Consider the following 16,368-nt stretch of genomic DNA (forward strand, 5'->3'; position numbering starts at 1 on the left):
CTAAGCACAATTTAGCAAAAAAGCTGAGACAACAAATGTTCTTTCGCTTCATTTAAATTCTCAAAAGGTCCTTTCTTTATTGATTCCCGTGTGTCAAAAAACCATTTATCATCTCTGACATAATATCGATTAGATCTAAAGTAACGTTGATTTGAATCTCCCTTTCTACGGGAAAGTTTGTTTACTAACGCGCCTTTCCAAAATTCTCTACAGTTTTCCATAAACTCCGAAGGGCGTGTGATAGGAAAAAAATGCCCTGCTTCACGTATTCTTCTAAAATCAGCATGTGGCCACAATTTCAAGAGTTGTTCACCGGTTAACATGGCCTGGGAGTGTTCACCGTACATTGCGAGTATCGGAAATCTAAGCATCCTTAAACGATTCAACAACAAACCATCATCACTCATTAACTCCTTCTCTGCCTCGGTTGTATTTATTAATTTCAACCATTGGGTAACGGTTCGTATACCTTTTTTCCACATCAAGGGTCGTAACAATTCTTCCACCTCTGGAGAGATCTCAATATTCTGTATCTGCATGGTAGCTACTGCATTTAATAGTTTGTAACCAAAGTATGGTTCATTCACATTAATATCTATATTATTCTTATTAAATATTTGCTGGACTTTTTCCCCAAACTCCCATTTTTTTTTATTACCTAATCGACGTACTGCAGAAATATGGGTATCAATCAACATTAAACTGTTAAACCGAGCAGCATCTAAACTCGCAAGGGCCAACGCGACATTGCCACCAAAACTATGACCTACAAAATGTGCACGTTCAATCCCAAGATGTTCAAGGAGTTGACGAAGATCTACAGCCATATTCTTTGCAGTATATCCACTATTAGTCATACTTGAGCGTCCATGTCCCCTTAGGTCATACAAAGTAACTTTATAGCGCTTCGAAAACGCCGGTGCGTGTCGTAAGTACCAAAAAGCCAGATTTGTGGCCAAACCATGTACCATAACAAGATCTTCACAATACTTCCCAGACTCACATTCCAACTGGATAAAATTGATTTTAACACCATTAACTTTAACTGAAGGCATAATAGTTATTCCATGTATCCCAGCATTCGAAGCTGAGTCATAAGCTGTTCATTTTCATCTTCAGACATGCTCTCCGACTCATCCTCATTAGTACTGAAGTTTGTGGCAGCACCTATAACCACTGGTTTTTTTAAAAGATGCTGTTCTGTAAATATCGGTTCAGGAACCTGTCCTTCAAAGTCACCAGGCACATCCAGCCCCAGACTATACAATAATGTTGCTCCTACATCTGTGATGTTTCGCCTTTCTATAACTTTACCCTGCTTTATTCCCTGACCGTAAGCAAAAAAGACTCCGTCTGGATGATGAGTACCTGCAACCTCTTCGCGTTGTTCAATTATAGGTTTTTTATTCTTGATTGAAACAAAGCCAAAGTCTCGAAAAACTAACAAAAGGTCGGGAGCCTCTTTCATTTGTAACCCAGGAAAAATATCCTCACGCTTATGTATATGGCTTATTACACGCTCCCCTGTATCCAAATCTCTCAATTCTTGCAAGTCGTTTATCAGTTGGTCCCTGAAATTTTCATAATCTTTCGGTTTGATTCCTGAATCACCCGGATTTCTAGCAACTCGAATATTAATACCGTTGCTCGAAGTAGTACGACAATAAGCAGTTGTATTTTTCCAATCTAAGTTAGCGAACATGCTCTCTTCTCGTCGAACGGTTTCTTTGGTATCTGGCATTACCTTCCAATCTAAATAACCCTTTTCATGCAAATAGGAATTAATACGTACAACCTCGTGTGTGGTAGTAAACCCATGGTCAGATGCCATGAAAACCTGCACATCAGGCCCGGCAGCATTAACTAACGCTTCAATAAAGCCGTCAAGCAGCATGAAATACTCCATGCATAATTTGCGCATGCGTTGGTGATATTCGCTAATTATACCTGATTGTAAACCAGGATCTAAGAACATCCACGCTTGATGTTGTAATTTATCAACACCATCAAACATCACGGCCAGCAAATCCAGGGGCTCTTCAGAAAGCAGGTGTTCTGCAATCCTGAACCATTGTTTCTCACGAGGAAGGTGATAACGCACCCAATCCTCACGTTCTGTATCTGATAAAACATTGACAGCGTTCTTTTCCTGATCGAAATCCCAGGCTAATTCTTTAGGGTTAAATCCCTGCAATGATTTAAGACGATCATAAAAATCTGTTGGCACAGTATTGCGACGCAGGTGACGCCATGGAATAAATCCAGGAACCATAAAACCACTATAATCCTTAGGAGGTGGTGCAGTAAAAGGAAAGTTAAGCGCTGCAACACGCTTACCTTGACGGCTGGCAATTGACCATATTGTTTCTGCTTTATTATCTCTAGAATCATATAGTGTGAAGAAGACATCATCACCACGCTCTTCCGCACGAATAAAATCAAAAACACCGTGATTTCCAGGGTTTTTTCCTGTCATCAAAGATACCCATGCAGGAGGTGTTAATGGGTTTGGTGTTGAAAGCAGTTTACTCCGCACACCTTTTTTATATATCATGGATAAAAAAGGCATTACTGCCTGTTTATCACCTGTACATTTTACCAACTCATCCAATATTCTAAAAGTCGCACCATCCATTCCAATAAATAATGTACGCATGCTTATTGTTTACCCCCCCCCCATAGTGTTAACCAAAAAATCTGTTATTTGTGCTATAGTCAAATCAGAAACATAGTTACCATCATTCATCAGAAGATCCTGAAATCCTAACTTTCGATCATAGTTTTGTTCCAACGCAACACATAGTTGTATGATATCGACAGATGCAAAATCTAAATCTTTAACTAAGAACGTATCATTAGTTATGCCTTCATCAAGTTCTAAGCCCCAATCCTGAATTAAATCCTCAACAATCTTCATCAGTGTTTTTCCGATACACTCGTTAGTCAAATTATACATAAAGTTCCTCCTCGTTAATCACTTTATTTGCCTCGTAGCAAGTGCAACTACCGAATCATTATCACAACTGACATTAACCTCAACTACCGTTCCATTATATCTTACATGGGCCAGGTTCCAATCATCATGAAAAAATAAAACCTCAAATTTTTCTGGCATTCCTTGAAGCCCTAATCCTAAATACTTTGAGGCTGCCTCTTTAGCACACCACATACGTAACATTTTTTCCTCTAAAGTATTTCGATCAACGCTACGCAATAATTTCCTCTCTTTTTCTGACAAAGAGCCCTCTATGAGCTCAGGATGTTGAATTCTTCCTATATGTTCAATATCGATACCAACAGAATTCTGTAACTGAGATACTGCCGCCAGGGATAATCGCCTATCGTGGCTAAGAGAAACTTCAGGAAGCTGCACTAAATCATCGCACCACTCGCCATCAACATGAGGTGCTCCTTTCTCGTCGTGTAAAACAATAATGTCAGACGGGTATAGCAATTGTCCTGTTTGCTGAAAAAACCAAAATCTGACAGCCTCCTTAATGCAAGCACGTCCAAGTAACCACTCACGTCGATGCCGTATATTCTTCGTAAGCTGCCTCCATTCATTAAGCTCATCTGAACTCAATAGTGCATGAGCCAATATACGCAAGAATATACCCCCAGATTGTAAGCAGAATTTTTCCGAGAAATGAGGAATCTGCCACAAAATAATATCTGAATATTCTGTGACTTTGCTAAGATGCCCAAGCCAGCCATTTAAAGGATCACGCCGAAACTCATAAAACCTGTTTGGAACTGGAAAGTATATGTTTACAAGATTCTTCACTCTAAGCAATGGCTGCCCCTGTTTATCAATGCATTCAAATTGCCACACTCGTGGTTCTTCCATATTATTGGCTATAGGATTAAGTGGCTGTTGGTGTGCTCGCAATTTCAAATCGTTTATATTTTGCGGACATTGTACATATAGTTCAATGCGTTCTATCGTTGAAGGAAAACTGTTAAAATCAGTTCCAACTTGATGAGCAATCCAGTATGCGGCCAATTGCCCGAGTGCATCCAGTAACACAGGATTTAAAACCATACCAGGTGTTTCATTTTTTTTAAAGAAACCATCAAGACTAACTTCTGAAAGACTTGCTTCAATACCATTGTCATTCCACCAATCGACACGACGAATACTTTGAAAAGTAGGTCCATGAAACATTCCGATAGTATATAATTCATGTCCTTCCCAATGAGAATCTCTCCATTCAGTAGTCAAAGGTACACCGCCTAAACACCAATCTGTGTCAAAATAAAAAATTGCTGAAACAGCAACAGTACCAGCATTGATTATGCTAGCTTGAATTTTATTACTCCCGGAATCAATAACTTCTGCTCTTACATTTAATGTCAGTTCTCCATCATCCAAAGCAATCCAATCAAAAGCCTTGACATCCTCAATAGCTTTAACGGCAGTGCTATCAACCAAAAGGGCAGAAGCTTCTGCCATAATCTCTAAACTTACCATCAAAGGCACACAGGATAGCCCGTATCGTTCTTCATCATATTTTGAAACAGTACCGGACATAATATGATCTCTCAGGAAGTTGTCCTCGTAAATACTAAGGTAACACTCTGCCTGCAAACAGTGTTCATCAATATCTATTATCGAAGTTAAAAAAGGTGTATACTCACTTATAGAATTCACATCTTCTGTTACAGATCCTTCATAACTTCCACAGAGTTCAGCGACCGTCTGCTGTTTATCCAGAAAATCGTGCATAAGATCAAAATAGCTTGACATCACTTGATCAACACCTTTTGGGCTATCAAGAGAATCAATTTTCGGAATCTGTGTATAATTCCCCAATGATCCATTTGTTTTTTTGGATTCATTATTCGTTGATTCCTTGTGTTTCAGTATTTCCTGCAAAGCAGCACGATCAGTATTGCTTATATGCATCACAGGCATTGTGTTCTTCAAAAGAATACCTGGTTGTTTACTTTGCACACTTCCTTCCAGTTCTACAACGTTACATAGACGTGAATTAAATAATTTCTCCAGGTTTAATTCTTTTCCATTAACATAAAGAAGAGATAATAAAATCAGAAATTGCTCAAGATCATTTTTCTGTCGCTGATTTGTTGCTACCGAAATATATTCTCCCTTGGCAAGAATATCATTTACAAATGAGCTGAGATTTCCAGATGGCCCAACTTCTATAAAATAACGAACACCATCACTGTACATTTTAGTCACCGTTTCTCTAAAACGGACTTTTTTTGACCACTGACCAGCCGCCAGCTTTCTAACACCTTGTTGATCTTCTGGGAATAGATCTGCTGTAGAGCAGGAATATAATGGTATTGCTGGAGGTTCTAAACCAATCCTTTCATAATAATCAAAGAAGGCCTTACTTATATCAGAAAATTTGGAGGTATGGTAGCCACGGTCAAATGGTAAGGCTACACATATGCCACCCGCAACACATAATTTTTTTTGCAGAGCTTTAATGGATTCTTTACTTCCGTAAAGCACAAGTTGATTCATACAGTTGTCCATAGCAATCATTACTTCATTATTAACGGCAGCAATGTGTTTTTCAACGGTTGATTGAGGCAGTGCACCTACAGCCAACAATGCACCGGTAGGAATTTTCCCCTCAGCCAGTACATTTTTATAGATTGCATTAAGCTCCCTGATAAATCCGGCCAACTGTACTAAATCTTTAGAATCCATTGCTCCCGAAGACACTAAAGCTGATGACTCACCTGTACTGTGACCAACCATAACATCTGGTTGCACTCCAAATGATTTTAGCAGGGTATACATTGCCTGACCAGCAACAAAAACCGCTTCTGAACCAACATCCATATCATATAGTTTTTTTTCCAAATTTTTACGGTGTAGTTCAGTTAATTCACTTTGTGGTGGAAATACTATGTCAGTTCGAGTTTCACCTGGTACGTCATTATATAACCCTCTCCAAAAACCAAACCACTCTCTAACCTCTTCAAAATGCAACGCAAGGTCAGTGAACATACCAAGATATTGGGATCCCTCACCAGGAAACATGAATGCTAATTTACCATTTAGAAGCTTACTGCTGTAGTTAATACCATTTCGTGTTGACCAACTTACTCTTGTATTGTTCTGAAGACGCTTCAATGCTTGGTTTATTTTCTTTACAAAGTCATCTGCATTTTTAACTACCAGCGCAAGACGATGCTGACACTTTATTTCATTGTCCACCAATGTAGCAGCTATATCGCTTATCTTACAACCTGAATTCCTTTTTAAGAAAGACGCTACCTTTTTCAATTTGGCAATTAGTTCATCGACATTTTCAGCAGAAAAAATACATAATTCAGCTGGCCATGCTGAGAGTTTCAGCGGCTTCATCGCTTTTTCCGGCGCTTCTTCAAGAATCGCATGCGCATTAATGCCACCAAAGCCAAAGGAATTTATACCTGAACGGCGAACACCCCCTATACGAGATATCCATGGTTTTGTCGCTGTATTAACATAAAAAGGGGTGTTTTCAATACTTAACACTGGATTAACCGAGTCACAAAGAGTCGGAGGTAAAATTTTATGATGCAGTGCTAAAGCACTTTTAATCAATCCCGCAATTCCAGCAGCTGGAATGCAGTGGCCAATCATTGATTTTATTGATCCTATCGCAATGCTACCCTGTACTCCCTTTCGTTCTCCAAATATTTTTTTAAGAGCAGAGATCTCAGTTTTGTCTCCTAGTGGGATACCTGTTCCATGAGCTTCTATCAACTCTATTGTTTCTGGGGCAATTTCACTAGCACTATATGCTCTTTCTATACTCAATGCTTCTCCATCAACACTCGGAGTCAACAAACCAAAACCCTGGCCATCGCTAGCTTGCCCTATATTTCGTATGACTGAGTATATACGATTATTATCGGCAATCGCATCAGACACTCTTTTCAATGCGATAATGCCTAGCCCTTCACCCAGCAATGTTCCATCGCTACCTTCTTCAAATGGTCGCAATTTCCCCCGTTTGCTCATTGCACCAAGTTGCGTAAAGATAACAGCAACCTCTGCAGGCAATGAGGCATTAACCCCACCTGCCAACATCATACGGCTGCGTCCATTGCGCAATTCATCAACTGCTGCACTCACCGCAAGTAATGAAGAAGAACACGCAGCATCAATCAAGTAGTTTGGACCTTTTAAATTCAGTCGATTTGCAATTCTACCTGTCATTACATTCGGCACTAGACCTGGAACGATATCGGCATTAAACTGTGGAAGTTTTTTCTCCATAAGTTTACGAATTTCTGATAACTTATAGTAGTCAACAGATGGACAAACTGCCTTTATCAACTCTACCGTCTGGTCTAATACAATATTATGCTGTATAAGGTTTCCCTGCCCTCTATGAAGGTAGGTACTATGGCCAATGATAATACCTGTATCACGATGATCAAAATCACAGCCTAAACAACCTGCATCCTGAAGAGCATCTCGCGCAATACGTAAAGCCAGAAACTGATCCGGCTCACCGCCATCTACAGAATTTGGCATGATGCCAAATTCTTTTGGATCAAAGCGATATAAATCTTTCAAAAATCCACCGTAAGAAGTATTAATCCGGCCTGAACCCAGGTAACGTTCAGCCTCCCAATCAGGTAACGGTTCACTTATTACGTCAACGCCAGCTAAAATATTGCACCAAAAAGTTTCTAAATCAGGAGCCTGTGGAAATGTACACGCCATCCCAACAATTGCAATTGGTTCTTCGTTTATTTTTCTTTCTTTTATCATGAGTAGTAATAAATCATTTGATAATATCTATACCGTATCTCTTGCCGCAACCTTAGCAGTGCCACCAAGACGGTTTAACCCGGCACTTGACACACATTCCATGTCCTCAATCATCACCCTGACATTACCGTCCAAATCTGAGAAACAAATGTTTGCGCGAACTATATGAGAGTCTACAGAATCTATTAGTTCAAATTTCATAAAAAGCTGTTCAGGCAAGGTTTCAGAGTACCGAATAACACGGCCAAACTTTGAAGGCAGTGCTGTTTCATTGCGAAAGACGCGTGACCATATTATGGCCATCTGTGCTGAAGCATCCAAAACTGCCGGATCAAATATCCACTGATTATGGAGGGGTTCAACATTCACCAACAATTGAGCAGGCAATGTTGTGTTCACTAATGCATTAGCTCCTTCACCAGACAACCCATCTATCCTTTTAATTACTTGAAATACAGGTCCATGGAACAACCACTCATTATATACATTGTTAACGTTTAATTTAGTTTTAGCATACGGTTGTGGTTTGCATTTAAAACCATTGGACAGGTTATGCTCAAGGCACAAAACCGATCGATAATTAATTCTATATCTGCCATTATCTTGTTCAGATTGAATAGACACATTAACCTTAAAACTATCAGTGCTGCCATGTTTTGGTTGATTAATGACCAAACGCAATTCCTGATTTAAATCTTTCAATTCGATACCTTTTAGAAGTTGACAATCTCTGGCTTCAACAACAATACAACCGGGCCATAACTTGCATGCTGATTCTGACATAATTTCTATTGCTACAGCAGCAGGCATCACCGGAACACCATCAATGCAATGATCTTTTAAATAGGCGTGGTCACTTCCTATGCTGAAAGTAATAATATTATCACCATTTGCATCTGTAGTCATCGTTGACTTACTTAGAAATGGTCCCAGAATATTATTACTTGCAACCTTGTTTGATTTACTCTCACCCTGACTAATTGTTGCCTCGTGCTCCTCCCAATGTCCTTCTCCACAAATAATTTCGACATCAACTTTAACATTCTGAGCCAGCTCATTCTTAAAAAGTTGACGACCAGCTTCAGCACTCACCAACGAGATGCCTTTTGCCGCAAATTTAGATTCAGTCTCTTTAGTTACCATTCCAGCACCAAATTTTGTTGTGCCCCATGGCCCCCAGCATAGCGACTTTACATTAACCTTATAACTCTTCCAGTTAGTTTCTAGTTGACAACAAAGCCTGCTCATAAGTTCGTTAGCTGTTGCATAATCGGTCTGGCCACTATTACCATAACGACCTGCTACTGAGCTTAAAACCGTAAAGAACCTAAGCAACTCAGGTTTAATAAACTTTTGCAGTAACAAGAGACCTATTACTTTTGTTTCGACCACACGTGACCAGCTTTCGCTAGTTTTGTCCACTAGCAACTTATCCTCTATTACTCCAGCACCATGAACTACACCACTTATACTATTGTATTTCTGGTAAATAATTTCCAGTAAATTTTGCATTGCGTCTTCATCCGTTACATCAACCACGAAATATTCTACTGATGCTCCACGTTGTTGAAAATCCATTAAATTGTTACGCATTTCTCTACCTGCCATGATAGAGTGTACTTTGTGTTGAATCTCTCCTGGAGTCAACAGTAATCGGCCATTACGCACTTCTGAAATAAAATATTGACGTAAGGATAAAGAGGTTGTTAATGTTCGTAAAGCTTCCGGCTCATCTGGTGGAAGCGAACTGCGACCTGTCAATAATAGCGTATTACCATGTATAGCCAATTCTCGAAGTAATTCAGCAGTTACGCCTCTTAACCCTCCAGTAGCTAAAATCACTAGATCACGAGTTGCTTTATTGAATAGCTCTTCTTTTTCCTCAAGCGACTCAGGTACAGTCCTGAAAATTGTTCTTTTGCCATCAGGATAACCAACCTCGATTCGCTCCCCTACAATCTCTATCTCACTTAGTAAAGATATAGCTATCGAACCTGCCTGTTGTACTGGATCAATATCAACGGCCTTAACCCTTAATTCTGGTTGTTCCTCAACCAAAGACTTAAGCAAGCCTACAGCACCTCCCTGCAGTGATAGGCCGCAAATATTATTGCTATTACGGTTAAAATACCCACCCAATGCACTTGCAGACAAAACATGAGCATCATGAGCTAGCTTACCATTGAGTTTATGTAGCAAAACAAAAAGTGATTTTTCATTTAATTGCAACTGCCTTTTCCAGTCTTTTACCCTGGTGTCTGTTTGAAACCAATCTAAGTCTAATTGAGCAAGGTGAACTAAACCAGTAATCTGATCACTGTCATTTTCCAGAGAAATACAATATTCATTCAACAAATTTTCGTCAGCCAATATCTCACGTTCAACTATGCTGACTGAACAATTTCGAGCACGAAGTAATTTAGATAGAGCTAACGCTACACCTAACGTATCTTCTGTAATAATGAAGTGCCCTTTGTTTAAGCGCTTAAGGGCATTCTTTCCAATAAATTCATATTCAGGTTCTAAGATATGCCGGAATGAGTGACTGGCGCTATCAGCCTTTAATCCCATTCCGGCTCGTTCAAAAGGGACTTTTACCTGTCCATTATCCCTGAGTTTATCCAATATATCCAAAATACCATTAAAGGTTGGCTGGGTATTCAAGCCTCCTCCATCTTCACCCAATTTCTGGCCGAAAGCAGGCGGTAATGCTTTCAATAAAGAGCTGACAATCTCAACACGTTTTATGGAATCAATTCCGAGATCGGCTTCCAGATTCTGATCCAATTGAACCATATCAGGTGGATACCCGGTTTTTTCTTCAACAATACTAAGTAAAATATTAGTCATTTTCCCACGATCAATTGTTTCGTCAGGCGTTGTTATGGGCCCATTATCGACAGAAGTCCTTTCTTTTTGTACTGATGTGTTTATTGGCGCCTTCTTCTGTACTTTTGATGATCTCGCAAAGTCTACAGGACCTGAAACCTCCTTAGACACATCTGTCTCTACATCAGGCTGAATTGGTGGAATAGCCTCCTGTTTTGACAATTGATTTGAATCTGGCGCAGCGTCATCAAAAACTTTACGAAACTGTTTTTGTCTCTTCTGTCGCTGCTCTAAACGCTGCCCATTTGAAGAGCTGCCCATATACATAGACATGATGCGTTCCTGTGTTTCCAGGAAATGTCGCATCATATCAAAATATTCCGACATAATATCGGGATTATCAGTTATGGGTATTTGCTTTCTACTGTTCATCCGGATTTCCTCCTTTCTGTACTGTTTTAGTTTTAAATCCATTTTACCACTTGGCTCATTATTATTAACTTTACATGGTTGTTTATCTTTAGTAGCAGGCAGAGTTGTTAAACTGCCGCTTAGCTCCTCCTTCAGTACACCGATTTGCTTCACCGCTTCTGTAGCCGGCCTGGCACCACTTCCATTTAGTAACCAAGTATGTTTTGTAATTAACTTTCCACGCCTCAACTGTGTTAAGTCAACAATATCACCATAAACACAATCACGTCCTTCAAACAATTTAACTATATCCAACTGCACACCTGCACAGAGCAATTGACCAAATGTGTTTAACATTCCATTAATTCCTCCGTTAACACTATCAATAGCGACAGTCTTATGTGGCTTGTTACCAAGAATTTTTCCAACAAGCTTGGTCAATACCGCTTTAGGACCAAGTTCCAGGAATACCCTTGCACCATCACTATACATGGCTTCAATCTGAGATACAAACTCAACAGGACGCACAAGGTGTTCCGCCATTGTCTGTTTAATCTGAGAAATGTCATCAATATGTTTCTTACCTGTTGTATTCGAATAAACCGGAAGTTCACCAATACGCCAATCTATCTTATTTATCATATTCGCTAAAGGCGTCTGAGCAGGTTTAACAAATGATGAATGAAATGCTGCTGATACGGCAATTTCACTTGTGGCAACACCTGACTCTACCAATTTTGCCATAGCCTCTTTTACAGCTGATTTTAAACCTGAAATAATTATTTGTTTCGGAGCATTATGATTTGCAACAATCACGTCATCTATACCCAAGATAGCCTTTTCAACATTCTCCCTGGATGTATGAACTACTGCCATCGTACCTAACTCCATACCCGCCTCCTTTACGGCATCAACAATAAAACGTCCACGCGCTTCAGAAAGCGATATCAGGTCATCGGCATCAATAAAACCTCCCGCAAAAAATGCTATAAATTCCCCGTAACTATGCCCTCCCAACATATCGGGCTTTAGACCGAAAGAGCGCATAAGTTTCCAAAGACCTATACCAACAGCACCCAACGCGGGCTGGGCAACATCTGTTTGAGTCAATGCCTTTGTCGCCTCATCTCTAGCTTCTTCAGTATAAGTGCCTCGAGGAAATATGAAGTGGCTCAATCTCACGTTATTACCAAATCTGGAAGAAAACTGCTCTCTTAATAATTCATCGGCTTCGGATAATACGTCTGCAACTACAGAAAAGCGCAGTGCAAGCTCTCTCATCATACCAGTGTATTGTGACCCTTGGCCAGAAAACAATACCGCTACCTTTGCATCATACTTTATACTATCACCATGATACACACCTGAAGGTAATGCCGTTATTTCACCCTTAAAATAGCGTAAAACTGTTCCGATTTTTTTTGTCAAATCAGCTAAATTCTCTGAGATAATTGCTAAGCAGGTTTCCCCCACTTGCCATTTCTTTGCTAAACAGTAAGCTATATCTCTTAATTCTACATCATTTACTGCTTTCCCCAGCTCTTTCTGCAAATTTATAAGTTGCTTTGTCAAATTTTCACAATTGTCTCCACTCCATACAAAGAGCTCGGACAGCCAATGTTGACTTCCCACTGCATTTAAGCGTTGTCTATACTCAGACGTACTCTCTTCCAATACAACATGAAAATTCGTACCACCAAAACCAAACGCGCTACATGCACCACGACGTGGTAGATCTCTGGACGTTAACCAGGGTGTTGCTTGATCCATAAAATAAAATGGGCTATCCTTCCGCTGTAACACTTCATTAGGTTGAGTTACACCATAATGCGGCGGTAAGACACGATGGTGCAACGCTAAAGCTGTTTTGATTAATCCAGCAATTCCCGCCGTTGCTTTGGTATGTCCAATTAATGTCTTTACGGAACCAATAGCGGCCTGATGAGACACACAACCTGATTCTCTAAGCAAGGTTGTTGTACTTTCCAACTCGGCAGTATCTCCAGCGACAGTTCCGGTACCATGGAATTCAAACATGCCTACCGTATCAGGGCTAACACCTGCGTTTTCATATGCACGTTTCATGGCACGCAATTGACCATCAGGATGCGGAGCAGTTAACCCCTTTGCTTTCCCATCGCTACTACCAGCGATCCCCTTAATTACCGCATAGATTCTATCACCATCACGTTCGGCATCTTCAACTCTTTTTAAGGCAATCATCGCAATACCCTCAGAAATCACGATTCCATCGGCTGTCGCATCAAATGTGGTACAGGAACCACGTGGTGACAATGCCTGAGTCTGACTGAAACACAAATATCCAAAAGGACCCTGGACAGTATCAACACCACCAACGATTACCATATTACTATGCCCGGCTACCAGTTCACCAACCCCTTGGTATACTGCAGCTAATGAAGATGCACATGCTGCATCTGTAGTATAATTAACGCCACCCAGATTAAGTCTGTTGGCAATACGCCCTGGCACAACATTTAGCAATATCCCGGCAAAAGTATCCTCGCTCCACTCTGGCAAACGCTTGGCAATCCTATCGGGCAAGTCACCGTGAAATCTCGGTAACTCGGCACGAAGCCCGTACTGCATACCAACATCGCCAGCACCACCACTGGCGCCAATAATGACTGATACCGATTCTCGATCAAATTCCCTCTCTTCGTAACCAGCATCAATCAACGTTCTATGGGCCACTTCCAAAGCCATTAATTGCATCGGATCTACGGATTCAATTGACTTTGGGGGCATTCCATACTGAGTAGGATCAAAATTTAGATCATCTAAAAACCCACCCCACTTAGAATAAATTTTATCTTTTGCTTTTCTATTCTCATTGAAGTACAAACGCCAATCCCATCGATGAGAAGGTATTTCAGTTATTGCGTTTCTTTTATTTATAATATTTTCCCAGTAAGTTCGTATATCACCTGCTTTCGGCAAAAGACAAGCCATACCTACAATCGCTATATCAGTAGATATTTGTTTATCAGGACGCGCAGTTTCAGAGTTTACGTCAGTTAAGAGAGACGAATAAATATTCGAAGATTCGGCTGATACATCATTATGAAGATCGGCAATACTTACTGTTTTATCACGTAATGCTGCAAGCTGGCCTATCATGTAAACACCCTCTTGAAACTGTTTTTTTTCGTCTACGTCGATCAAGTCAAACTTTTCACCCTGTAATTCAGATGAGGAACCACGTGTTATTCCTTTTGATGCAACACGTAGCTTTCCAAGCAGAAGTCTGTCCAGTTCCGCATTAATCTGATCAGTCGGTACTTCATCAGATTTCATCTTCATCTTCTCATGCTCAAAAAGCTCTACCATTGGTGTCTCACTACATCTTATTGAATGGCCTGGGCCACTCTCAAGAATGTGCGTTTTGGTGCAACGTAATGCACTGCTCTGAAATCCCTTAACAACTGCACCGGTTTCAAGTATCTCATTTGTAAAAAAATATGCAGTGCCTAAAACAACACCGACATTAACTCCCAGCTTAACAAGTGGAGCAGTAATTGAAGCCACAATGGCAGTAGACTTTGCATCGTGAATACCTCCGGCGAATAATATATGGTACTTTGTCACATCTTCCTTAGGATTCTTCAAAGTTTTGAGTAATTTACCAACCATATCTTCCCAAAGTACAAAACTTGATCTCGGACCTATATGCCCTCCGCATTCCCTTCCCTCAAAAATAAACCTGTTTACACCCTGTGCAATGAACATATCCATGATCGCGGGGGTTTGCACATGAACATAAGTCTTTATGCCTTTGGCCTCCAAGACCCGAATTTGGCTTGGCTTACCACCAGCTACAATTGCATAATCAGGTAAATAATCATAAACGGCCTTCATCTGTGACTCCAGCAATTCAGTTTTATTGAATCCCAATATAGCAACACCCCATGGTTTACTTTCAAGCAATCCTGATACTTCCTTAAGAAGGACATGGACTTGGTCCCCTTTCAGCTTAGAAAGAGCGGCAAAAGGAAGAGCTCCGGCTTCAGCAACACTAAATATAAACGCCGCATTATCGCTTACATGTGCCATGGGACCCTGTACAATCGGGTAAATCGTACCATGCGATTTTGCGAGTGATGAATCTGTACTAAAAATGTTTAATGTTTTGGCTGTTTTAATGTGATCGTAAATAGCTTTTCTTAGAGCAGAAAAAATAGAACCAACGGTTTTGAAACGTTTAGCGAGAGGTGCAGCAAAAGTAGCATCCTGACCAAGCAGCCAAATGGCCGATGCTTTTTTATCCCAGGATATATACTCTTGAATTTGTTGATGCCATCGGAAGCGCACATTATATTCTTTATCAAGGTCTTCCTCTAACGCCATCTCTAAATGATCAAGTTCCTGTTTGACATCATATTGACCTTTTCTACGGTTATAAATTCGGTAACACATTGTATTACCGTTTATACATATAGTCTCAGTGCCGTCCATCCTGCCAATACTTTTTTTAATGTCATCTGGTAAAGTGGATTCTAAAGTCAGCAGGAGTTGTGAATCTAAAACCACACCAGCCGCACCAGCAGTATAACAGGCAGCAGCAGTACACAAGCCAACACCACCTTGTATCCATACCGGTAGCGATATTTGAGAACATATTTGCTGTAGGAGAATAAAAGATGTCTTTTCGCCTACAATTCCGCCTGATTCATTACCTTTTGCAAGAAAGCCATCAATATCACATTGTTTACCAATTTCTGCTTGTTCAAGAGAAGTGATTTCAAGAATTACCAGGCAGTTGCGGAGATGGAATTTATTAACAAAAATCTTAAGTTGTTCAGGTTTACAAAGAGTTAGGATTACGAAACCTATGGTTTCTGGAAGTTCGGAAATTAACCGAGATACAAAAGATTCGTCTTGTCCGTTAAGTTTAACACCGCAAGTATTCTTCGAATAACGGACCATTTTTTTAATATTACTAATGGCAATATTAAAATCATTAATATATTCCAGATCCAATACCCCTATCCCACCGGATCTACTTGCCGCAATTGCGATAGATGGATCAGGCAATCCAGACGGTGTAAGCGCAATAAAATGGAATGGATTCGCCAGCCCCAAAACCTTATTATCTTTTAATGGAAATACATTGTTATAGGTCAACATAATAGTATAATACCCAAATTGACGGATTTTACGTAAATATTAACAAATAAGGCAGTCAGATTTACATTGATTTGCAGGCAATACGTGTTGATGTTATTTAGTCTGTGTTAATGAAATTAATTTATCAACAAGTTAAATAACTATATTATCGGTTAATATCTGCTGGGCTTTAATAAAACTTGCTTATTTAATGGTAAATATGAGGATTGGTTAGCACCGTTAAAGGACGCAAA

Annotated in this window: 5 protein-coding genes; all 5 read right to left on the minus strand. The window is 40.0% G+C overall.

Annotated features, from left to right (window positions below):
• Positions 1–11: 11 nt before the first annotated feature.
• Genes SCALIN_RS03140 through SCALIN_RS03160 form a run of 5 tightly spaced genes read right to left on the minus strand, consistent with a single transcriptional unit; the run spans position 12 to position 16,135 of the window.
• Positions 12–1,055 (minus strand): alpha/beta fold hydrolase, encoded by a 1,044-nt coding sequence (locus tag SCALIN_RS03140; RefSeq protein ID WP_096892806.1) that lies wholly within the window; start codon positions 1,053–1,055, stop codon positions 12–14.
• Positions 1,056–1,060: 5 nt separating this feature from the next.
• Positions 1,061–2,656 (minus strand): alkaline phosphatase family protein, encoded by a 1,596-nt coding sequence (locus SCALIN_RS03145; protein WP_162532124.1) that lies wholly within the window; start codon positions 2,654–2,656, stop codon positions 1,061–1,063.
• A gap of 9 nt (positions 2,657–2,665) precedes the next feature.
• Positions 2,666–2,956: an acyl carrier protein gene (locus tag SCALIN_RS03150; protein ID WP_096892808.1), complete on the minus strand. Its 291-nt coding sequence runs from the start codon at positions 2,954–2,956 to the stop codon at positions 2,666–2,668.
• Positions 2,957–2,974: 18 nt separating this feature from the next.
• Positions 2,975–7,747: a type I polyketide synthase gene (locus tag SCALIN_RS03155; RefSeq protein WP_096892809.1), complete on the minus strand. Its 4,773-nt coding sequence runs from the start codon at positions 7,745–7,747 to the stop codon at positions 2,975–2,977.
• 27 nt (positions 7,748–7,774) lie between these two features.
• Positions 7,775–16,135 carry a type I polyketide synthase gene (locus tag SCALIN_RS03160; RefSeq protein ID WP_096892810.1) on the minus strand — a complete coding sequence of 2,787 codons (8,361 nt, stop codon included), beginning with the start codon at positions 16,133–16,135 and terminating at the stop codon, positions 7,775–7,777.
• Positions 16,136–16,368 lie beyond the last annotated feature (233 nt).

It is taken from the genome of Candidatus Scalindua japonica, from assembly GCF_002443295.1.
Lineage (GTDB): Bacteria > Planctomycetota > Brocadiia > Brocadiales > Scalinduaceae > Scalindua > Scalindua japonica.